The organism is Foetidibacter luteolus (assembly GCF_009650435.1).
In the GTDB taxonomy this organism is placed as follows: domain Bacteria; phylum Bacteroidota; class Bacteroidia; order Chitinophagales; family Chitinophagaceae; genus Foetidibacter; species Foetidibacter luteolus.
The window spans coordinates 13726-35103 of sequence record NZ_VVIP01000034.1 but is presented as its reverse complement, the minus strand read 5'-3'; the positions used below and the strand labels follow the sequence as shown (position 1 = coordinate 35103).

General features: G+C 44.2%; 19 protein-coding genes. 8 read left to right on the top strand and 11 right to left on the bottom strand.

What is annotated here, in order from left to right; genetic code table 11:
• Positions 1-40 precede the first annotated feature (40 nt).
• The 4 genes from F0364_RS09210 to F0364_RS09195 form a co-directional block, all read right to left on the bottom strand.
• Complete coding sequence (locus tag F0364_RS09210; protein ID WP_153797487.1) at positions 41-760, bottom strand: dioxygenase family protein; 720 nt, start codon at positions 758-760, stop codon at positions 41-43.
• Positions 761-955: 195 nt separating this feature from the next.
• The gene (locus F0364_RS09205) at positions 956-1648 is read right to left on the bottom strand and encodes a LytR/AlgR family response regulator transcription factor (RefSeq protein WP_153797486.1); all 693 of its coding nucleotides are present in this window, start codon (positions 1646-1648) and stop codon (positions 956-958) included.
• The gene (locus tag F0364_RS09200; RefSeq protein ID WP_153797485.1) at positions 1645-2739 is read right to left on the bottom strand and encodes a sensor histidine kinase; all 1095 of its coding nucleotides are present in this window, start codon (positions 2737-2739) and stop codon (positions 1645-1647) included. Before F0364_RS09200 ends, F0364_RS09205 begins: the two co-directional genes overlap by 4 nt.
• 239 nt (positions 2740-2978) lie before the next feature.
• The gene (locus F0364_RS09195) at positions 2979-4475 is read right to left on the bottom strand and encodes a glycosyltransferase (RefSeq protein ID WP_153797484.1); all 1497 of its coding nucleotides are present in this window, start codon (positions 4473-4475) and stop codon (positions 2979-2981) included.
• A 24-nt stretch (positions 4476-4499) separates the two neighbouring features.
• Between F0364_RS09195 and F0364_RS28885 the strand changes: the two genes are divergently transcribed.
• Both F0364_RS28885 and F0364_RS09190 read left to right on the top strand, forming a co-directional pair.
• Positions 4500-4694 (top strand): hypothetical protein, encoded by a 195-nt coding sequence (locus F0364_RS28885; RefSeq protein WP_207632589.1) that lies wholly within the window; start codon positions 4500-4502, stop codon positions 4692-4694.
• A gap of 24 nt (positions 4695-4718) precedes the next feature.
• Positions 4719-5528: a hypothetical protein gene (locus tag F0364_RS09190; RefSeq protein WP_153797483.1), complete on the top strand. Its 810-nt coding sequence runs from the start codon at positions 4719-4721 to the stop codon at positions 5526-5528.
• Between the two features lie 2 nt (positions 5529-5530).
• Here the strand turns inward: F0364_RS09190 and F0364_RS09185 are convergent, their stop codons facing one another.
• From F0364_RS09185 to F0364_RS09170, 4 genes are all read right to left on the bottom strand, one after another.
• A complete protein-coding gene (locus tag F0364_RS09185) occupies positions 5531-6367 on the bottom strand; it encodes a sulfite exporter TauE/SafE family protein (protein ID WP_153797482.1) in 837 nt (278 codons plus the stop codon).
• Between the two features lie 324 nt (positions 6368-6691).
• Positions 6692-8920, bottom strand: a complete 2229-nt coding sequence (gene ggpS / locus F0364_RS09180; RefSeq protein WP_153797481.1) for a glucosylglycerol-phosphate synthase — start codon at positions 8918-8920, stop codon at positions 6692-6694.
• Between the two features lie 248 nt (positions 8921-9168).
• A complete protein-coding gene (locus F0364_RS09175) occupies positions 9169-10158 on the bottom strand; it encodes an NAD(P)H-dependent glycerol-3-phosphate dehydrogenase (protein ID WP_153797480.1) in 990 nt (329 codons plus the stop codon).
• Between the two features lie 175 nt (positions 10159-10333).
• The gene (locus tag F0364_RS09170) at positions 10334-10618 is read right to left on the bottom strand and encodes a hypothetical protein (RefSeq protein ID WP_153797479.1); all 285 of its coding nucleotides are present in this window, start codon (positions 10616-10618) and stop codon (positions 10334-10336) included.
• Between the two features lie 644 nt (positions 10619-11262).
• On the opposite strand from F0364_RS09170, the gene F0364_RS09165 reads away from it, so the two are divergent.
• Positions 11263-13104, top strand: a complete 1842-nt coding sequence (locus tag F0364_RS09165) for a UbiD family decarboxylase (RefSeq protein ID WP_153797478.1) — start codon at positions 11263-11265, stop codon at positions 13102-13104.
• Between the two features lie 227 nt (positions 13105-13331).
• Entirely contained in the window at positions 13332-14240 is a 909-nt protein-coding gene (locus tag F0364_RS09160) for a TraB/GumN family protein (RefSeq protein ID WP_153797477.1), read from the top strand.
• 95 nt (positions 14241-14335) lie between these two features.
• On the opposite strand, the gene F0364_RS09155 is transcribed toward F0364_RS09160, so the two are convergent.
• Entirely contained in the window at positions 14336-14752 is a 417-nt protein-coding gene (locus tag F0364_RS09155) for a nucleoside-diphosphate kinase (RefSeq protein WP_153797476.1), read from the bottom strand.
• A gap of 337 nt (positions 14753-15089) precedes the next feature.
• Between F0364_RS09155 and F0364_RS09150 the strand changes: the two genes are divergently transcribed.
• Together F0364_RS09150 and F0364_RS09145 are read left to right on the top strand one after the other, a co-directional pair.
• The gene (locus tag F0364_RS09150) at positions 15090-16106 is read left to right on the top strand and encodes a DHH family phosphoesterase (RefSeq protein WP_153797475.1); all 1017 of its coding nucleotides are present in this window, start codon (positions 15090-15092) and stop codon (positions 16104-16106) included.
• Between the two features lie 2 nt (positions 16107-16108).
• Entirely contained in the window at positions 16109-17074 is a 966-nt protein-coding gene (locus tag F0364_RS09145) for an FKBP-type peptidyl-prolyl cis-trans isomerase (protein WP_153797474.1), read from the top strand.
• A 164-nt stretch (positions 17075-17238) separates the two neighbouring features.
• Here the strand turns inward: F0364_RS09145 and folP are convergent, their stop codons facing one another.
• Positions 17239-18072 carry a dihydropteroate synthase gene (gene folP, locus F0364_RS09140; protein WP_153797473.1) on the bottom strand — a complete coding sequence of 278 codons (834 nt, stop codon included), beginning with the start codon at positions 18070-18072 and terminating at the stop codon, positions 17239-17241.
• Between the two features lie 221 nt (positions 18073-18293).
• On the opposite strand from folP, the gene F0364_RS09135 reads away from it, so the two are divergent.
• Together F0364_RS09135 and F0364_RS09130 are read left to right on the top strand one after the other, a co-directional pair.
• Complete coding sequence (locus F0364_RS09135) at positions 18294-18839, top strand: DUF1599 domain-containing protein (RefSeq protein ID WP_153797472.1); 546 nt, start codon at positions 18294-18296, stop codon at positions 18837-18839.
• A gap of 106 nt (positions 18840-18945) precedes the next feature.
• On the top strand, positions 18946-20061 hold the full coding sequence (locus tag F0364_RS09130; protein WP_153797471.1) for a BT_3928 family protein: 1116 nt from the start codon (positions 18946-18948) through the stop codon (positions 20059-20061).
• A gap of 6 nt (positions 20062-20067) precedes the next feature.
• Here F0364_RS09130 and F0364_RS09125 read toward each other — a convergent pair whose 3' ends face one another.
• Positions 20068-20820 carry a LytR/AlgR family response regulator transcription factor gene (locus tag F0364_RS09125; RefSeq protein ID WP_153797470.1) on the bottom strand — a complete coding sequence of 251 codons (753 nt, stop codon included), beginning with the start codon at positions 20818-20820 and terminating at the stop codon, positions 20068-20070.
• Positions 20821-21378: the final 558 nt, after the last annotated feature.

The window sequence follows — 21378 nt, the reverse complement described above, 5'->3', positions numbered from 1 at the left end:
GAAAGTTTATGATGATTAAACAGAAAGCCATTGAATAATTTTATGCTGAAATGTAAATCGTATGGGTTAGGTCGTATCCACCAGTGCTGCTGTTGGCCGTTACGGTAGCCAATTCTGTATCTGTGCCGTCGCTGAAAACATTGTCTGACGAAAAACTGGATACGGAAGTGTTTTGCCCATGTGCGCTGTAGAGTGACGTATTATACACTGCAGTAGTAATAGCGGCCGGAAAAGCTATCTGGCTGGTAAGCTTAAGCGTGTTGCTTACATATACCTGTACATGTATGTGTGTAATGCGGCCTGTGTACCAGCCCGGGTATATGGAAGTAAATTTAGCCACGCCTGTAGTATCTGTGTATTGCAGGCCCCGGCAAAAAACCAGCGCTGTGTTGTTCTGCGTGCCCAGGTAACCTGAATTGGAGTAGCCCGAATAATAGCCATCCTTATCGCAGTGCCATATATCCACCCGTGCATTGCTTACTATGTTGCAGTCATCATTAACATTCCGTACAGTAAGTGTTATACTAAGAGGTACTCCGGTTTTGCCATCGGTTATATCTACCCGCTGAATGGCTGAGCCTCTGCTGTTGTACAAAGGATAAGGCCCATCTGTTTCAGTTGCAGTTACTGTACAATCGCCGGTATCGGTGCCGCCGGTAGTGTCCGTGCCGGATGTAACGTCTTTTTTGCATGCCTCTGCCAAAAGGGTGCCTATACCCAATATGCCCATGCTGTTTTTCAGAAAGTCTTTTCTTTCCATAGTTGAAGTTTTAGTTGTGAGTGATTAGTAAAGCTGAAGCATGTAATAAGTTGATTGTTTAATGCATGGTATAACAATATAGCCCGGCGCTGTTTACCCACCAGCATCATTTACTGTTAACGGTTCAAAATTTCAATAAAAAAGAAGGGTGTAAAAATGATTGAGGTAAAGGCGGGAATTTTTGAGGTTATTAACTTATCTGTTAAAGAGTTTTAAAAAGGGTTCTTCATAGCTGTTGCCTACAGGTATTTCTTCTCCACGTATGGTGATGATCTTATTGCGCAGGTGCTCCACATGATTAAACGATATGATGTAAGATCTGTGCACCCGTATAAAATTTTGCGCAGGCAGTTTCTCCATCATGGCCTTCATCGTCATCCTGGCAACTACCGGCTTTTGATTGTCCAGGTGTATTTTAAGATAGTCATCAAGGCCTTCTATAAAAAGTATTTCAGCGGTGTTTATTTTAATAAGGCTGTAATCTGCCCGGATGTATAAAAAATGTTCATCATTTTTTGGCTGGTTGCGGCTAAGTGCAAGCAGGTTATTTGCTTTATCAGCGGCCTGCATAAACCGTTCAAACGTAAAGGGCTTAAGCAGGTAGTCCACAGCGTTAAGGTTAAAGCCTTCAACCGCGTATTCACTATAGGCGGTGGTAAAAATAACCATCGTTTTTTGCTTGATGCTGCGGTAGAGTTCCGTGCCTTTTAGCGATGGCATATTAATGTCCAGGAACAACAGCTCCACCGGAAATTTGTTGATGTATTTAAGCGCTTCAGAGGGTTTATTAAATGTTTTTTCCAGTTCAATAAAACCAGCCTTGCCGCAAAAGGTTTCTATCACTTTAAGTGCGGGTAATTCATCATCTATCGCTATCGCTTTAATCATGCTATTATCAACTTAAGCGCAACAGTAAAATTGTCGCTGCTATCATCAATTACTAAAGTATGCTTAAACGGGTATAACAATTGAAGCCTGTTTTTGGTGTTCTCAATGCCCAGGCCACTGTGTTGCGCTGTATCATCTGCATGGGTTACTTTGTTGTTTGTTACAAGCATATCCAGTTCTGTTTCTGTAATGTGTATCCTTATGCTTATATCCGAGTCCTCTTCTGCGTTAACACCATGTTTAAAAGCATTTTCAATAAAGCTTATCAGTATTAAAGGTGCAATTTTTTTGCCATGCTGGTCGCCACCGGTTTCAAACTCAAGCTTTACAGTGTCTTCAAACCGTATTTTCTGCAATTCAATATAACTGTTAATGTATGCCAGTTCTTTTTCAAGCGGTACATAATCTTTGTCTGCTTCGCTCAGCACATACCGCATCATGCCGGATAGCTTTACCACCGCAGATGCGGTATTGTCAGATTTCTGTAAAGCCAGCGAATAAATATTGTTAAGCGTGTTAAACAAAAAATGCGGGTTCACCTGGCTTTTAAGGTATTGCAGTTCCGCGTTCAGTTTTTCTCTTTCTGATTGTTTCCACCGGTTGCTGATGCGCAGTATCAGCGAAAAAAATACAACCGCTAAAAAAATAAACAGGTGCTGTGTAATGTTAAAAACCGAAAACCGTTCCGGCTCGCCCGGGCCTGGCTGGCGGTTAAAGCCTTCGTTTCCGGGCATAGGCATAGGCCTTGGTGGTGGCCTGTCCGATAACTCTCTGCGTGGAGGAGGTTGTGAGCGGTGGCTGCCATTGGGTATTATAAAATGCGGCAGCGTAACCACCACCATAAAGCAAAGCAGTATGGCAATTACAAAGCGGGCATATTTGCCGGTAAAATAAAAGCGGGGTATCAGAACAAAGTAGTTCAGGTAAAAAAACGCAATCATCAACAGGTAAGCCAGCATGTTACGTTGCGTGGGTATGCTCCTGGTAATATTAAAAGATTCCGGCAGGTCCGGGGCGAATAATACAGGCAGCATCAGGAATACCATGCAGCCACACACATGCAACAATACTTGCCGCGTTTTATTGTTCATGAAGCAAAATTCTGTTTGGTTAAAGATGGCTAAAATTATTGAGGTGACGGTCTGGAATGTTGCGGGGAACACAGTAGGGGTAAACAATAGCCCGGGTAATTTTATGGGCCCGGCATCAGGAATACGTATGAGGCTTCCGTTGTGTCACTCACTTGTACGGTTGGATTCACTATGCGGCTTTTCCCACAGGGTAGTACATATTGTTTCTGCCGCCAATAGCGGCAGAAACAAATAGGGTGTTATTGCCAGTTAAATCTACCGCTTTTCTTAAGCCAGAAGTAAACCCCCAGCGATGCGGCTGCGGTAAGGCCGGCAATGCCGATGTTTCTTTTGATTTTTGTAGCAACTGTTCCGTTTTGCCTGGTGGCAACACCAGCGGTTAGTTGCAGCAGTGGCTTTAACGAGTGTTCTTTTATCACTTCATCAGCGGCCAGCCTGGCTGAAATGGTAGCTGTTGAAAGTACAATACCCAGGCCTGCATTCTGTATAAGGGTTATGTCTTCCTCTTCACAGCCGACATATATCATATTCTTGGCCGGGGTTTTAAATTTCTCCGATAAAAAGTCAAGTATCGCCGCCTTACTGTATGTACCCTTTTCTATGTTTTCAGTTCTGAAGTAATCGGGAACTTTCAATTCTCCGGTAGCGATGCTTTTTTCCATCACCAGCTTATTGGCAAAGCTGTAATCAAATCCCAGTTTGTTCTTCAGATGGCTTGCCACTACATCAAACCCATTGCTAACCAGTACGCATATATATCCCTTCTTCTTTAACTGGCGTATGGTAGCCCTTGCATCCGGCAGCAAGGGAATGCTGTCGAGCATCTGCTGCATTTCCGGCAGGCTTTTGCCTTTGTACATGGCGGCTATGGCATGTAATTGTTCTTCATTGTTCATCCCGGAAGTATAGATGTCTATCATCATTTGCTCCCAGTTATTGGCTGCCGCCGTGTATAATAAAAAGTCTGTTTCCAGCAATGCGTTCATGTCAATAATCACCATTTTCTGCAACCTGTTGATGGATTCTAAAATGGCGTAATCCATTTCATCGCTTATCTTATGTATGTTGGCCAGAGTTTCAAAGTTTTCAGCGGGAGAAAAAGAGGCTTTCTGAAGAATTGTGCGGGATACCTGTCTTGACATTTTGCCCAATGCCTCCAGCGTTTGCATGGCATTTTTTATGTAACCGATATTAACCTCTTTAATACGCAGGCCGGCATGATGTGCATCAATCAGCAGGGCAATGTCAACGCCATAATCATTCTCAAAGTCAACATCTTTTAGCATAGATTTTCTCACTGCCACCATACCGCTTAGCGGTTGTTGGAATTTTTCCAGTTCGGGGAAAAAAATACTCAGCAACGGTTTGGCCACAAGCTGTGTCACACGGCCCGCCTGCCGCTCAAAATAAGATTTTACAAAATCTGCTTCATTATTCAGGATGGGCTGTGCCAGCAGTTCTACTATGTTTTTGGGGTAAGTAAGAATGTCAGCGTCCAGGTAAACAATAATGTCATAGCGGGCTGCAATCATGCCTTCATGCATGGAGATGCCCTTGCCCCGCCTGGAGCTGGTAATAACCCTTACCTGCTCTTTTTGCGCCTGTTCCACTGTGTCGTCTGCTGAATTGTCATCCACCACAATAATTTCATGTACCAGGTTAGCGGGCCTTATGCGCTGTATTACTTTTCTTATGGTAGCCCCTTCGTTAAGGGCCGGTAAAACGATGCTGATCATAGATTTTCCTGTTAATATCCGGCTATGGTAAATTTATTACGGATTCTGTCCTACAAAATTCATTCCGCAGTTGAAACAATTACCCTGCTGCCGGGCGTAATGCCAATAAAGATCGGCATGTTGTTTTTTATTATTTCTCTGGTAATGGTTTTTATCAATTCAGCGCCGGATATTACAATTCAACCACTCTTAAAATCATGGTGCGGCGGGCGCTTTTAGTTTTATACTGAAAATGATATCCGGATGTTACATGTAAAAACCACTGTTGCGTATGTAGCGCTTGTGCTCTTGTTAATAAGTTGCTCAAAAGATGATAAACCTTTGCCCGACGGCCCTGGCGAAAATATGCCCCGTTACCTGCTTGACAGTGTGGCATGGAAAGATTACGACTACCATGCACTTTTCAGGTATAACAGCGATAGCACGGAAAACAGGATTATTTACAAGTCCGCCGTTGCCACAGACACGCTTAGGTTCACTTACCTTAACAAGAAGGTAGAAACAATTGCCAGTACACGTTCCCCAAGAACTTCCAGGTATTTTTATAACAGTGAGGGTAAGGTAAGCAAAATTGTTATGACATCTCTTTACTCACCGTCAGTAACAACGCTGGAGTTTTTTTACGAAGGCAAAAAGTTAAGTAAGCTGGATTATTATATTACCAACGAAGCCGGTAAGAAACTGGTATGGGCCAGCACGTATGAATACAATGCCCAATCGCTGCCTGCCAAAATAGTCTCCGTAAGCAACAACGGGCATACTGTAACACGGGTGATAGAAGGGTATACAGAGGAGTGCAGTTTTAATGCCTGGGTATTTATCAGTGCGGTTAGTATTGAGGAAATGTATGAATTGTATAATTATCCATTGCTTGGCAGTATGACGAGGTTTCCCCGCAAGGTAACCACCCTTACGAATGGGGTACCCGAAAAGGTTCATTTCTTTACTGTTGAACAGGAAGACAAAAAGCTACATAAAATGCTGAGCCGTGGAGAGTTTCCTGGTAACCCGGAATACAATTTCAGCAGTGAAGCTGCATTCTTTTATAAGTGATTTTAGCTTTCCAGCAGTATCCTTAAACCTACTATGGCCAGGCAAATGGCCAGTGCCCGTATTATTTTGTTGCCCTGTATTTTGTGCGACAACAGTGCGCCGACCTGGGCGCCGATAACAACACCAATCCCAAGCATCAATACCATGTGCAGCACAAAAGGATTACTGTAGTTGCCTTTTAAAGCGTGTACAACAACACTTACCACCGACATGATGGCCAGTATAAAATGTGATGTGGCCGTTGCTATATGTACCGGGAAGCGCAGCCAGTTTGCCAGCGCAGGCACATGTATAATTCCGCCACCAATACCCAACAGGGGGGAGAGGTAACCAACTATGGCGCTGATAAAAATGCCTTTGTTCTGGTTATAAGCATACTCGTAGGTAATGCCTTCTTTATCTGTAAGAATATGGTGCTTCCATCCCTTTCGTAAGGGTGCGGGCATTGTATATGCAGGAGCTGTGTTTTTTTTGATGAAGAGTAATACAGAAAGTACAATAAGCAACAAACCGAAAAAAATGTGAAACAATTTTTGGGGTATCCATGCAGTAGAGTAAACCCCTAAAACAGAGCCGGGTAAAGCGGCAAGAGTAAACACCAGGCCGGCCTTGAAATCTATGCGCCCAGACCTTGCATAGGCTACTGACCCTGATACAGCGTTGGCGGCAACAATGGCTATGGAAATAGCGGTGATGATTTCCGGCGAAAGCTCAGGCTGTGCCAGTATCAATACAGGCACCAGTATAAAACCACCACCTGCCCCGATTAATGTACCCAGTGTGCCAATAATAAAACCTGCTGTAAGCAGCAGTATGTTGTCGTATCCTGTATTCCCCATGTTATATGCTTTGTGGCCGGGCTTTTGTTATTGCCTGCAATTAATAAACAAAGTAGCAATAACAATTGATGGGGCAATAACCTGCGGCAAAAAATCTGCATTTTAAAGCGTCAGTATAAGGGTAAAAATATCATCAAAGATTGTTGTGTTGTTTAACCGTAGCCTGATGCCCTGGGCTGCGCTGTTACCTGCTGCGTAAAGTGATGGCGTACAAGAGTGCGACGCAACGGAAGCTTAATAGTAGTTCCTGCAGCCGGGCCCATAAAAAAATACAGCACCGAAAAGTGCTGTATCCTGATAAACGTACAATTTATCTGTGCTGGTTTAGTTGCCCAGGTGGTTTAAAAAATCATCTGCCCAAAAGTCAATATCATAATGTTCTACCTGTTCATACAGGCGTTGCATGCGTGTTTGTTTGTCGTTGTCATCAAGCAGTAAACCCTGTAGCAAACACTCTTTTAAAGAACGTAAATCGTAAGGGTTGGTTAGCAAAGCATATTGCAGTTCCACAGCGGCGCCGGCGAATTCGCTTAATATAAGAACGCCTTTGCTTGAAGGTATTTGACCCTGCACGGCAATATATTCTTTGGCCACTAAATTAAGGCCGTCACGCAGGGGCGTTATCCATGCAATATCCGCGGCGGCATAGTAAGTAAGCAGTTCTTCAAAGGGGAAAGAGCGGCTGAAGAGGCGTATAGGAATCCAGTCAATGCGGGAATACCTGCCGTTGATGCGGCCAATGGCATGCTCAAGGTCATGCTGTATTTTATCGTATATTTTCATGCCCTGCGCAGGGGGTGTACATATCTGCAACAGTTCAACTTTTCCATGAAATTCCGGGTAGTCGTTTAAGAACTGTTCAAAGGCCAATACCTTCTCCAGGGGGCCTTTCACATAATCGAGTCGCTCAACGCTAAGGATAACTTTTTTATCACCCATTTGCGTTTTCATAGCAGTTATTTTATCCTGTAATTCCTGCTGCTGCATGAGTTGCTTAATATAGCCAACATTAATACCCACGGGGTTGGCGCCCAGCTTTACTACGCGATGGTCTGTTTTTATGGTAGTTGTCATCTTCTGTACGCCAAGCGCTGTGCTGTAAGTAAGATAACGCGGTGCGCAGTTTATTTCTTCCAGTACTTCAACCGGGAAGAGGCTTTTTACCACGTCCACAAAGTTTTCAACATAACGGGGTATGTGAAAGCCTACATAATCGCATTGCAGCAGGCTGCTGATAATCTCCCTGCGCCAGGGCAGTATGTTAAACGTATTGGCCGCAGGAAAAGCAGTGTGGTGAAAGAAGCCAATCTTAACATCGGGCCTTAGCTCCCGCAGTAAGCCGGGTACCAGCCAAAGGTTGTAATCGTGTATCCATACAATAGCGCCATAATCGGCCTGTTCGCTGGCCTTTTGTGCAAACAACCTGTTGATGTTTACAAAATGGTCCCAGTGGTGGTGGTTGAATTTCGCTTTTTCTATAAATGAAAATATCGTGGGCCAAAAAGCTTCTTTGGCAAACGACTTATAAAATATTTCCACCTCTTTTTTGGTAAGGCCAATACGCGATGCCATCAGGTTAGGATACTTATCCTTATCTATATACACATTACGCAGTTGTTCGCCACTTTTGGCAACTTCTTCCCAGGCAATCCACACCCCGCTGCGGCCACTGGTAAAAAAGCTTTGTAATGTGGGCAGTATACCGTTGGGGCTGTTGGGCGATACCCTTTCTTTAACACCGTTAATTTCTTTTATCTCGTACGGAAAGCGGTGGTACATCATTACCAGTTGCGGCGTATCGCTCTTTTCTTCCTGTATCACTTCTTCATCAAACTTGCGGCTGTAGTGCGCCAGTTGCTGAAAGTTTTTCAGCGATTCAAGTATGCCGCCTGCCCCGGGGTGTTTGGCATGGTACACATGTTCAATGTCTTTAGTGGCCTGTACCAGCTTATCTTCACTGTTGCCTACAACCACACCTTTAAAACCGCATTGGTACATGGCCATATCGTTTAGTGTGTCGCCTGCCACCAATACTTCATCTGTTGATGATTTTAAAAACTTAATCAGGTTGGTTAAAGTGCTTCCTTTGTTGGTGCCTTTAGGCAGCACATCTAAAAATTTATTGGCGCTGTAAATAACATCGCAATCAATTTCGGCAACTTTTTCTTTTACTTCTTCAATAACATTTTCATCTTTTACAAAGAACGATACACGCCGTTGTTGCGGTACTTCCTGGTATTGCAGGCCTTTAATGTCTTTAACCGCTTCACGTATTTTAAGAACGCCGGGCCAGTGTTGTTCAATTTCATTCTGCAAAGGTTCTATAGCTTCCAGCGTATGGCCGTTAACTACTGTAGCGCCAACATCGCAGATAATATAATCAGGGTTGGGAATAATGGGGTCATTCAATAAAGGTATCACAGACTCCAGCCCGCGGCCGGTAACAAAAATTAACTGTATGCTGGTGTCCTTTCGTATCAGCCGGTACAACTGCTGTTTATGTAAACTTTTGCCTCCTAAAAAAGTGCCGTCTAAATCCGTTGCTAAAATCATAATCTATTATTTAATTGAACACGGATGCGGGGATGCTATGAATTTACGCAAGGTAACTTAGTAAGTAAAGTGTGTTGTGTAAATTTTATGTATCCTATATCATCCTGTTTTGTTAATAATGTAGTTTTAAGTAAGGATTTTTGGGCCAGGACTGTAATGCTGCTATTGAGCTGCTGTTGCGTCGCACTCTTTTACGTTCTGTAATTCTGCTCAACATTGTGCATCACGTTTTTTTAACCGCAAAGGCGTTATCTCAACTGTTGTTCTATCAGTTTAAACTCGTGAAACGGGTTAGCGTGGTGGTGCAGTATCCGGCCAACGCTATTCATAATGGGCAGCGATAAATTAAGCTGCTTCATTACGACGCTTAATTCTTTTGATGCATTGTAACCTTCAGCCACCATTTCCATAGCCTGCAGCGCTTTGGTAACCTGCATCCCCCTACCAATAAGCTTGCCAAGTGTTCTGTTGCGGCTAAAGTCAGAGTAGGCTGTCACCAGCATATCACCAAAATAGGCAGAATCAAAAAGATCTCTTGTGGTATGGTTTACCGCTGCAAGAAAGCGCTGTACCTCCCGCATGGCATTGCTGGCCAGCACGGCCTGAAAATTTTCTCCGTAATGCAGGCCATTGGCTATGCCCGTTGCAATACCAATAATATTTTTCAGTATGGCCGAGTACTCTACACCGCTGGGGTCTGCATTGGCAATGGTTTTAATGTAGGGCACTTTGATACTATCGCACACCTGCTTTACCATTGCCATGTCATCTCCGGCTGCGGTAAGATAAGTGTTGCGTTGCATGGCAATTTCCTCTGCATGGCAGGGGCCGCCAAGCACCATCACGGGCTGTTCTGCCGTAAAATATTTTTTAAGAAAAACACCGGGTATGTTACCTGTGCCGGGCACGAAACTTTTAATGGATACGGCAAGCTGTTTGCCTGCCAGCCATTCCGGCTCAATATCCTGTACTGTGTTTTTTAAATGGGCAGATGGAACGGCAAATAAAATAAAATCAACATCCTGCAAGGCTTCTTCAGCGCTTGTAAGGGGTGTGATATATTTTGTGTTTAAATTGGCGTAACTGAGGTAACGTGGGTTATGGCGGTATTGCCTTATGTAATCCGCTGCATGTTGGTTGCGGACCAGCCATTTTATATGTACTCCACTCTCAGCAAAAATTTTCACCAGTGCCGTTGCCCAACTGCCGCTTCCAATTACGGCAATGTTGTTCAACATGGTTATTTAATAATTTGTAAGAGCCGCAAAGGTAGGGTTTTAAAATTTAAGGGCAGATCTGGGGCTTAAAAGGCAGTATTTTAACTGCGTTGGCAGACCAAAATATAAGTATCGCGGGTTTTGAAAAAGGGTAGGAGGGCATGGGTTAAAACTGTAAATCGGGTTAGCGTAACCGCTAAAGTTTATCCGCAAAAAACATTTCATTCAGGTCTTTTTCCATAATCACATAATCATTGGGGTTGCCCGGCGTGCGGTGCACAGGGTAAACCATAAAACCAAGATTATATAATTCACGGCCAAACCTGGCTATTATTTTGTTAACATCCCTGTTTCTTAATTCCGAAGAAGCTTCGTAAGCATCGGTTAAAGTGCCGGGGTATAACCCGGCGATATCTTCAAAATCTTCAATTGACATGTCATTCAGGTGAATGAAATGCAATACGGCATTTAATGAGTGCATGACCAGTGTTTTAAAATATATCCTGCCGTACGTACGGCAGGATATGACTAAGGGTTTAATGGTTGAAAAGTGCGGACTAAAAATGTTATATAAATAAAGCAATAGGAAACTAAAACCGGCATACTATTAACGATATGCGTGCCGGGAATATTATTCTTTGTAAATCAATGCGTTGTGTAGAATTTCTAAGGTCTGTTTTCTCATAAGTAAAAAATGGGTCTCAATTTGGGATAAGAAAAGTAGCTGGTAGCTGGTCATGTTGAGTAAGTGTGAGGTGCAAGTGCCATACAGCGACAGGCTGGCAACATAAAACTTTAAACAAAAGAACATTGAACAATAAGCTCCATCGGGCGGCATGTTAGCAGACAAGAAAAGAAACTATTTGCAAAGAGCGCCGTAGGTGCGATCTGTATATCCGGGTGATTTAAATAAAAGTTGGTGATTACCATCAATACTTTTGACGGTGGTTAACGAAGTGCAGAAACTAAACTATCCTGCGGGAAAAGCCGCGTAGCGAATCCAAACGTACAAGAGTGCGACGCAACGATGCTTAATAGCAGTTCCTCCGCCGGGCCCATCATCTTCAAAAAAACTCTTTGGGAAGCGCTGATCAAAAGGTATAGCCTTTCTGTTTACCTTCGCTTATGGCCTATTCATCACTGGAAGATTGTTTAAAAGACTTGGAAAAAAACGGGCATCTTGTAAGGGTAAAAGAAGAGGTTGACCCCTTTCTTGAAATGGCTGTCATTCATTTAAGGGTTCATGAAGCTGGCGGCCCGGCGCTGTTGTTTGAGAATGTAAAAGGCTGCAAATACAGGGCCGCTTCCAACATTTTCGGTACACTGGAAAGAAGCCGCTTTATTTTCAGGGATACGCTGCAACTGGTGCAGCGTTTAATTGAGCTAAAGAGTAACCCGGTTAAGGCCATTAAAAGCCCTTTCAAAAATTTTAATGCAGGTTGGGCAGCTTTAAAGGCACTGCCGCTAAAAAATCCATCTTCTAAGCCGGTTCTTCAAAATGAGATACAGGTAACGGATATACCGCTTATACAACACTGGCCTATGGATGGCGGCGCTTTTGTAACCCTTCCGCAGGTATATACAGAAGATATGGATGAGCCTGGTATTATGAAGGCCAACCTGGGTATGTACCGGGTGCAGTTAACGGGCAATGATTATACAACAAATAAAGAGATAGGCCTGCATTACCAGTTGCACCGGGGCATTGGTGTACACCAGGCAAAGGCCAACAAAAAGGGACAACCGCTTAAAGTGAGCGTTTTTGCCGGTGGCCCTCCCTCTCATACGCTGGCCGCGGTAATGCCGCTGCCGGAAGGCATTAGTGAAATGACTTTTGCCGGCGTGCTTGGCGGCAGGCGCTTCAGGTATGCTTATAAGGATGGTTACTGTATTAGTACGGATGCGGATTTTGTAATAACCGGCGAAGTATGCCCCGGCGAGAACAAGCCGGAAGGCCCTTTTGGAGACCACCTGGGCTATTACAGCCTGCGCCATCCTTTTCCTTTAATGCGGGTGCATAAAGTGTACGCCAAACGGGATGCTATTTGGCCTTTTACAGTGGTTGGCCGTCCGCCACAGGAAGACACCAGCTTTGGTGAACTGATACATGCCATAACCGGTGATGCCATACAGCAGGAAGTGCCGGGGCTTAAAGAAGTGCATGCGGTTGACGCCGCGGGTGTTCATCCTTTATTGCTGGCTGTAGGCAGCGAACGCTATACACCTTATATGCGTGTTAAGCAGCCTGCCGAAATTTTAACCATCGCTAACCATGTGCTGGGTACGGGGCAGCTTAGCCTGGCTAAATTTTTATTTATAACGGCGGAAGACAGGGAGCCTGTTTCTGCGCACAAAGTGCAGGAGTTTTTTCTTTACATGCTGCAGCGGATGGATTTTGCCAGGGACATTCATTTTTATACCAATACCACCATTGATACGCTGGACTATTCAGGCACAGGGCTTAATAGTGGCAGTAAAGTGGTATTTGCCGCTTACGGAGATATTAAAAGAAAGCTTTGTACGGACGTACCTGCCGTTTTACGTGAATTACAAGGATTTGAAAATGCCAGCCTTGCTATGCCCGGCGTTATTTGCCTGCAGGCAAAACCTTTTACAACGTATGACAATGCAGCAGCCGAAATGCAACTATTGCATGAACAACTGGCAGACAAACTATCCACCCTTGTTGAAGTTGCTTTTATAACCGTATGTGATGATGCAAAGTTTACAGCCGCCAACCTGCGTAACTATCTGTGGGTAACTTATACCCGGTGCAATCCATCGCATGACATATATGGAATTGCCGCACATACACAATACAAGCACTGGGGCTGTAGCGGGCCCGTTGTTTTTGATGCCCGCATAAAACCACACCATGCGCCGGTGCTGGAAAGTGACCCTGTGGTAGAAAAGAACATTGACAGGCTGTTTGCCAAATCAGGAAGTCTTTACAATGTTGTTAGGTGAGTATGAAATTTAATCGGCAGAATGGCTGTATACAAAGGTGTAAGTGTTGCGGTTGAAGAAAAAAATAGGGGCGGAGGAAAACCAACGCCCCTTTTTCAACCCTAAACCCTTAAAAAACTATTGCAAAAGTACGAAAACCATGCCAATATCCTAATCAAAAAACATTTTTTTCTTAGAAAAAATCAGAAAAATTTTCGTTATCAACATTTAGTTAACAGTGTAAATACATGAATCTCTTGAAATTATTCACTTTTTTCCTCGCAGCTTTCAATATATTCTCCTGTAAATCAAAGGATAAGTATGAAACAGCCCCATCGGGTAAAAGCCTTTTGTGGGAGGTGAGCGGAAATGGGCTTCAGAAGCCTGTTTATGTGTTTGGGACCATACACCTCATCTGCGCCCCCGATGCGAAGGTTGGAACAACATTGTCTGCGGTAATAAAAAAAGCGGATGAAATTTACTTTGAAATTGATATGGATGATCTGGGGCAGCTATTCAGCGGTTTTACCATGGCCCGAATGAAAAATGATACTATATTAAGTGAATTGTACAGCAAAGAAGACTATGAAAGGCTTGGGCGTTTTTTTGACGATCACGATATGGGTGCCCAGCTTGAAACAGTGCAGCGTATGCAGCCCATCTTAACCTCGTCCCTGCTTTACCAGTTATTGCTGCCCTGTAGCGAAACCAATGGTATGGAACTGGCTATTATGAAAGAAGCCAAACCCTACAACAAAGAAATAAAAGGACTTGAAACGGCAGCATTCCAGGCGGGCATACTGGACGAAATTCCATACAGCCTGCAGGCCAAAGAACTGTTGAACATGGCAGACAGCATAAATGATTACAGGAAGATGATAAATGAAATGATTGAATTGTACAGGCAGCAGGATTTTGAAAAGCTGTACGAACTGTCCACAAAAGGTGAGCTTACCGGGTCTGAAGGCGTACAGGATATCATGCTATATAAGAGGAACGCCAATTGGGCAGCGCAATTTCCCGCTATAACAAAAGGCAAAAGTTTACTTATAGCGGTTGGGGCCGGTCACCTTGGGGGAGACAAGGGCTTAATTAACCTGCTTAAGCAAAAGGGTTATACACTACGGCCACTGGTTAATGAAATAAAAAACCTGTAAGGAAAAGCTCCCTACAGGTAAATTATGCTGATAGCTACCGGTGTGGCCGCTATAGAAGTTTTTGTTTAATACAAACTCGGCTGCCGCAATGCAGATTAAAACCTTTCCAGTTTGGAGAAGAAGAAATCTCCTTCAATACCGGCGTTTTCATCGCTATCGCTGCCGTGAACAGCGTTTTCGCCCATAGAGGCAGCGTATTTTTTACGGATTGTACCTTCCTCAGCCTGTGCGGGGTTGGTGGCGCCGATAAGCTTCCTGAAGTCTGCTACGGCATTGTCTTTTTCAAGTATAGCTGCCACAATAGGGCCGCTGCTCATAAATTTCACCAGTTCGGGGTAAAAGGGCCTTTCTTTATGTACGGCATAAAATTCACCAGCCTGCTCTTCGGTCAGCCTGGTCCATTTCATAGCCTTAATGGTAAAACCGGCATTAAGAATCTGGTCCAGTATGCCGCCGGTATATCCTTTGGATGTAGCGTCCGGCTTAACCATTGTAAAAGTTCTGTTGCTCATATAGGTTGTATAAAATTTCGCCGCAAATGTAGTAAACCTAATGGCTTTCGCAAATTGCGTTTTTGCGTGGTAAACGTGGCTTGCCTTTATTTAATACAACCTCGTGGCGAAAGCGGCAGCGTGTTGCACTTTGGGTGAGGGATTGCAGCGGTTACCCCGGTGAGGCCTTGTGCGCTGGTTTTTGTGCCGGAGTAATAGCGGAAAGCCCGGCCCGAGGTACGAGGGACACCCCCTTAAAATTTATTTCTGCGCAAAGTGCCGGCAGTCGCCCAATGCACCCCTTTTGTAAATAATATTTGAGCAAATGCCCTGAAACACCCAATTTTGCCGCCGTTATATGCAGGCGATACAGAATTTTTACGCGTTACTCCCGCAACCAAGAAAAGTAGTTATTACCACCCATCAGAAGCCTGATGGCGATGCCATGGGCTCCATGCTCGGGCTTTATCATTTTTTGGTGCAGTTTGGTCATGATGTAGTGCCCATTTCTCCCACCAACTGGGCCGGCTTTTTAAGCTGGATGCCCGGCAGCAGCCAGGTTATTGACTTTGAGGGCAAAAAAGAAAAATGCATAGAAGTAATACAGCAGGCGGAATTAATTTTTTGCCTTGATTTTAATGTGTTGCACCGCACAAAAAACATGGAGCCGCACCTGCAAAAATCGAAAGCTGTAAAAGTGCTGATTGACCATCACCAGCAGCCACAGGAAGAAGCCTTTGATTACGGCGCCAGCGATACCGGCAAAAGCTCCACCTGCGAGATGGTGTATGATTTTATTATGGCGTCTGGCTATGCGGATAAACTTAACCTGGATATTGCTACCTGCCTGTACACCGGCATTATGACGGATACAGGCGGTTTTCGCTTTCCCTCTACCACGGCTTCTGTACACAGGGCGGTGGCACACTTTAAAGAGATGGGCCTTGAGCATACCCCGATACATGAAAATATTTACGACAACTTCTCCGAATCACGCCTGAGGTTTATAGGCCAGGCATTGCTGTACAGGCTGGATGTGCTGTACGAGTACAATACAGCCATGATGGTAATAAACAAGTACGACTTAATGAAGTACGACATTAAAACCGGCGACACGGAAGGGCTGGTAAATTACCTGTTAACCATACAGGGTATAAAATTGGGCGCTATTGTCATAGACCGTGATGAAGAACGTAAATGGAGCTTTCGCAGCAAGGGCAGCTTTGACGTGAATGTTTTTGCCCGCAACCATTTTGAGGGTGGGGGACATAAAAATGCCGCCGGTGGCCGCAGCAGCGACAGCCTTGAACAAACCGTAAAAAAATTTAAACAGGTAATACATCAATACGAACAAGAACTTAATAAAAACAACTAACAATGATGCGAGTTATTTCTGCCATATGTGTACTGGCTTTGTTTAGCGCCTGCAATGTGAATTATGACAAAACCAAGTCGGGCGTGGCATACAAAGTGTTCAGCAAAAACGACAAAGCGCCTAAATTAAAGGTGGGTGAGTATGCCAAATTCAATATTGAATTTACTATACCGGAAAAAGATACGTTGTTAAACAGCACTTACGGAAAATTGCCGGGTTATACCCCCATAGATACTTCAGCAAGAAGCCAGCATTCTTTTATGGAAGTGTTTACCAAATGCGCCGTGGGCGATAGTGGCATCGCCATTTTAAGTGTTGATACCCTGGTCAAAAGGGGCATGATACCCCAGTATGATAAAACATTTGGCAAGGGCGACAGGATTATGTGCAAGTTCAGGATATTAAGCTCTTTTAAAAACGAAGAAGAAATTAATGCCGATTACCAGAAAGAGCTGGAGTTAGAAAGGGGCAGGCAGGCCAAGGCTTCTGAGCAGGAAGCAAAAGACCTGGAAAAATACCTTGCCGGTAAAGGCATTAAAACACAAAAAACAAAGGGCGGCACTTTTGTAGAAATACAGTCGGCCGGTGATACTTCTTTAAAGGCAGAGCCGGGCAAAAAAGTGGCCATCATGTACAGGGGTTACCTTAAATCTAACAACGAAGTTTTTGACACCAATATGGATTCATCCAAAGGTCATCCCGATCCTTACCCGCTGGTGGTAGGTACAGGTTCTGTTATACCCGGCTGGGATGAAGGCTTGCCCTATTTTGGCAAAGGCGGCAAAGGCAGGCTGTACATACCTTCCAACATGGCTTACGGCCCGCAAGGCAGGCCCGGCAGTATTCCGCCAAATTCCACACTTATTTTTGATATAGAAGTAAGGGACGTGCAGGATGCACCCGACCAGGCCGGCCACCCCATGTTGCAAAAGCTTAAGCGTGAGCAGGAGCAGCAGCAGGGCAATTAAGAATTTTACAAAGTATGCTATAGAAAAGACTCCGCTTTAGGCGGAGTTTTTTTATGGGCCCGGCAGACGGTTTTTCATGGCATCGCCTCTTGCGTCGCACAGCGTGTGCGGTAGTTTTTTATGGCGGCATTTAAGCGGGTACCATTGCTTGCCTTCGGCAAGCTTCATCCGGCAAATGCGCAGGCATCTACCAGTTTTATAGCTTCAACAGCTTCCTTAACATCATGCACCCTTAAAATATTAGCCCCGTTAAGCAGCCCGATGGTATGCAGCACCGTGGTTCCATTCAACGCTTCATCTGCCGTAATGCCCAGGGTTTTATAAATGGTGCCTTTTCTTGAAACGCCCAGCAGCAGAGGCTTTTGTAGCATTCTTAACGTAGCCAGGTTTTTAATCAGCTCAAAATTTTGTTGAATGGTTTTGCTAAAGCCTATGCCGGGGTCAACAATTACATCGTTTATGCCGGCAAGGCGGCAGTCTTCTGTACGTTCAATAAAGTAATCCAGCACATCTCGGGTAACATCTTCGTATTGGGTATGCTGTTGCATGGTTTGCGGGTTGCCTTTCATGTGCATGCAGATGTAAACAGCTTTAAGCCCCGCAACGGTGGTTAGCATGGCTTCGTCCAGCATGCCGCCGCTTATGTCGTTTACGATGGCAGCCCCCGCCTGTACCGCCATCCTGGCCACACTGGCATAATAGGTGTCAACAGAAATAACCGCTTCCGGAAACCTGTTGTGTATGGCCGGTATAATATTTTCTATTCTTGCCAGTTCTTCGGCCGCCGTTACCTGCGTACTGCCGGGCCGGGTGCTCTGGCCGCCAATATCCAGCATGGCGGCGCCATCGTTCAGCATTTTTTCTGCCTGCCGTAACGCAGCGTTAACAGATTGCTGCCTGCTGTCAGCAAAAAAAGAGTCTGGCGTGCTGTTGATAATGCCCATTACTACCGGCCTGTCTATCGTTAATAAACGCCCCCTGCAATTAAGCGTAAACATTATTCCTTTATTTTTGGCTGTAAAGCTAAGGTAAAGATGTGTTGCCGGTGGTTGAAGTAGCCTTTGCCGTAACTGGTAGTTATGCCGCAAAACCACCCGTTTGTTTTACTCTTTGGCTTTATAACTTAATGGCTTTTTGACTCAATGACTTCTTGACTTAATGACTTCTTGACTCAATGGCTTAATGACTTTTTTTGACCCAATGACTTTTTTTTGACTTTATGACAAATGAGCAATACGATAAAGCCCTGGAACTTTGCCGGGAACTGTTTTTAAAGAAAGCAAAAGATTACGGCACTTCCTGGCGGGTTCTAAGGACTATCTCTGTAACAGACCAGCTTTTTATTAAAGCCCTGCGCATACGTACCATACAGGAGAAGAAAACCCAAAAAGTGGGCGACGATATTAAGAGTGAGTTTATCGGCATTGTAAACTATGGTATTATCGGGCTTATACAGTTGGCACTTAATAACCCCGCAGTAGAAGACCTGGCGTTGGAAGAAACCGAAAAGCTGTACCGGGAGCAGGCGGCTTTTGCCAAATCTGTAATGATAGATAAAAACCACGATTACGGCGAAGCCTGGCGTGAAATGAGCCAGGAAAGCTTTGCCGATATGATATTGGTAAAGCTGCTGCGCGTAAGGCAGATATTGGCCAATGAGGGAAGGACTATCATCAGCGAGGGCATAGATGCCAATTATGTAGATATCGTCAATTACGCATTGTTCGCCCTGATACTGATAGCGGAAGGCAAACATGCAGGATAAAGAATAACGAACAAGGATCAAGGAATTTCGAATGAAGAAGGTTGTGTAAGCAGGGAAATTTTTCCGGTCATCAACCACTCACCACTCACTACTCACCATCACTACCATGAAGCTACTATTAAACATATCAAGGATTATTGTAGGGGTGTTGTTTATTTTCTCCGGGCTTATCAAAGCCAACGACCCCCTTGGACTAAGCTATAAAATGCAGGAGTTTTTTGAAGTGTGGGGCTGGCACAGCCTGAATGATTATACGCTGGCCATGTCCATTATCATGAACGTGTTTGAGGTAATGGCAGGTATAGCGTTGCTCATCGGGTGGAATATGCGGCTCATCAGCAGGTTATTGCTGTTACTGATAGTATTCTTTACTTTTTTAACAGGCTATGCCCTGCGTTCCGGTAAAATAAAAACCTGCGGTTGTTTTGGGGATTGTTTGCCGCTAACGCCACTACAATCTTTCCTTAAGGATGTTTTGCTGTTATTGCTGATTGTGCTGATACTGGTTAACCATAGTAAGGTTAAACCGCTATTGGGCACGTTGCCCTCTTTTGTAGTGTTGCTTGGCAGTATTATCGCCATTAGTTATATGCAGGCTTATGCGCTTACCCATTTGCCTTTTGTGGATTGCCTGCCCTATAAAAAAGGCAACAATCTTATCGAGAAAATGAAAGTGCCGCCCGGCGCCGTGCCGGATAGCTTTGCTATGACGTTCCGCTACAAAAAGAATGGAAATGTGCTTGAGTTTGACCCGGAACATTTTCCGGCCGATTTTGATTCTACCTACGAATTTGTTGACCGTTATGATAAGCTGGTACGCAAAGGAAACGCCACTGCACCCATTACAGATTTTGCCTTGCAAAGCCTCAGCAAAACAGATACCACCACCGAAATACTCAGCCAGCCAGGGTACTATGTATTGTTCTATATCAAAGACTTTAGCGAGGTTAGCGAATGGAAGAATGAAACCTTCTCAAAAATACAGGCTGCGGCCAAAACCAAAAATATCCCCTTATACTATGTTACTTCGCTGCCACAAAAAGCACTGGAAGTATTTGGTGCCGGCGTAGCGCCACATGTGCTTATCTGTGATGCCACTGTAATTAAAACAGCCGTACGGGTAAACCCTTCTTATGTATTAATGCGGCAGGCTAATGTGCTGCAGAAATACAGTTATGCTGATGCGGATACATTCCTGGAAAAACTGGAGGCGGTTAAATAGCCTGCATTAAAATATTTCAGCCAGCCTTTTTAAAAAATCATCCTTTCTGCGGGTGGATACTTCAATTTCTGAGTTGTCGCTCATTACCACGCAGCCGCCTTTGCCCTTGTTATAGCTTTTTATATAGCTAAGGTTAATAAGGCTGGAGTTGTGTACCCGGTAAAAATTGTAATCTTTCAGCAGGTCTTCAAATTCCTTAAGGGTTTTGGCTACGGTTATTTTTTGTTTGTCTTTTAAAAACAGCGTGGTGTAGTTAACCTCGCTGCGGCAATAAATAATATCATTTACCTGCAGGTAAACAAAGCCTTTAACGGTGGGTACACTTATCTTTTTGGATACCCCCTGCATATTGCGCAGGTTATGGAACAACACATCAAACTTTTTGGAAATTTCTTCTTTGGAAATTTTGGTTTGCAGTTTTTCCAGCGCCAGTTTAAGGTCATCGGCATCCACAGGTTTCAGCAGGTAATCTACTGCACTAAACTTAAATGCCTGCACCGCGTATTTCTCGTAAGCGGTGGTAAAGATTACATGAAAGTTTATTTCCGGCAAGGATTTTAATAAGTCAAAGCCTGTTTTGTTATGAATCTCCACATCCAAAAACACAAGCTGCGGTTGTATTTGCTGTATCGCGGTAGCTGCGTCTTCAACGTTCGCATACATCCCTTCAAGGGTAACGTTGTGTGCATATTCTTTCAACAGGTGCGAAAGCCGGTCAGTGCAGTGTTGTTCATCGTCAACTATTATGGCTGTTATCATCGTGTTGTTCCGGTTATACCTTTAAGTACTATGCTAAAGATATAGGTTATATAAATGCCTTGCTTTCAAAATGTTGACGATTTCCCTTGATCGTAAGTTGTGATAAGGCAAGCAGGTTGGGGCACAGTGTCCGCATTCTGCTGTCATAAGATTTTTGGGGGTGCCCCCAAGCTGCGCAAGGGGTCGGGCAGAACTACGTTCGCAACCTTCGTTAAAGCAACATTTAGTTGCTTTAACGAAGGTTGTGCTACTACTCCGGCACAAAGCTTGGCTGCAATGGCCTCACCGGGGTAACCGTTTCAATCCCTCACCCGAAAGTGTAACACGCTGCTGTTTTTGCGGGCAGGGCTGTTGCGCACAACGTTCTTTTTAAAGGCTAATAACGAGAGTTTTGGATCTTTTATACTGATATCATATATATATAGATAAAAATCATATAGGATCATTCATTTTAACTGCATCATTAAATTCAGTATGCCTTGTATAAGAACATTCTACTGCTGAAATCACAGCAGTACAAAAGCTTAATCAGGGCGAATGGAAGAAACGTGCTGTATA

Coding starts and splice junctions, on each gene's coding strand:
- F0364_RS09210 (WP_153797487.1), bottom strand. CDS start 760: ATGGAAAGAAAAGACTTTCTGAAAAACAGCATGGGCATATTGGGTATA.
- F0364_RS09205 (WP_153797486.1), bottom strand. CDS start 1,648: ATGATTAAAGCGATAGCGATAGATGATGAATTACCCGCACTTAAAGTG.
- F0364_RS09200 (WP_153797485.1), bottom strand. CDS start 2,739: ATGAACAATAAAACGCGGCAAGTATTGTTGCATGTGTGTGGCTGCATG.
- F0364_RS09195 (WP_153797484.1), bottom strand. CDS start 4,475: ATGATCAGCATCGTTTTACCGGCCCTTAACGAAGGGGCTACCATAAGA.
- F0364_RS28885 (WP_207632589.1), top strand. CDS start 4,500: ATGGTAAATTTATTACGGATTCTGTCCTACAAAATTCATTCCGCAGTT.
- F0364_RS09190 (WP_153797483.1), top strand. CDS start 4,719: ATGTTACATGTAAAAACCACTGTTGCGTATGTAGCGCTTGTGCTCTTG.
- F0364_RS09185 (WP_153797482.1), bottom strand. CDS start 6,367: ATGGGGAATACAGGATACGACAACATACTGCTGCTTACAGCAGGTTTT.
- ggpS (WP_153797481.1), bottom strand. CDS start 8,920: ATGATTTTAGCAACGGATTTAGACGGCACTTTTTTAGGAGGCAAAAGT.
- F0364_RS09175 (WP_153797480.1), bottom strand. CDS start 10,158: ATGTTGAACAACATTGCCGTAATTGGAAGCGGCAGTTGGGCAACGGCA.
- F0364_RS09170 (WP_153797479.1), bottom strand. CDS start 10,618: ATGCACTCATTAAATGCCGTATTGCATTTCATTCACCTGAATGACATG.
- F0364_RS09165 (WP_153797478.1), top strand. CDS start 11,263: ATGGCCTATTCATCACTGGAAGATTGTTTAAAAGACTTGGAAAAAAAC.
- F0364_RS09160 (WP_153797477.1), top strand. CDS start 13,332: ATGAATCTCTTGAAATTATTCACTTTTTTCCTCGCAGCTTTCAATATA.
- F0364_RS09155 (WP_153797476.1), bottom strand. CDS start 14,752: ATGAGCAACAGAACTTTTACAATGGTTAAGCCGGACGCTACATCCAAA.
- F0364_RS09150 (WP_153797475.1), top strand. CDS start 15,090: ATGCAGGCGATACAGAATTTTTACGCGTTACTCCCGCAACCAAGAAAA.
- F0364_RS09145 (WP_153797474.1), top strand. CDS start 16,109: ATGATGCGAGTTATTTCTGCCATATGTGTACTGGCTTTGTTTAGCGCC.
- folP (WP_153797473.1), bottom strand. CDS start 18,072: ATGTTTACGCTTAATTGCAGGGGGCGTTTATTAACGATAGACAGGCCG.
- F0364_RS09135 (WP_153797472.1), top strand. CDS start 18,294: ATGACAAATGAGCAATACGATAAAGCCCTGGAACTTTGCCGGGAACTG.
- F0364_RS09130 (WP_153797471.1), top strand. CDS start 18,946: ATGAAGCTACTATTAAACATATCAAGGATTATTGTAGGGGTGTTGTTT.
- F0364_RS09125 (WP_153797470.1), bottom strand. CDS start 20,820: ATGATAACAGCCATAATAGTTGACGATGAACAACACTGCACTGACCGG.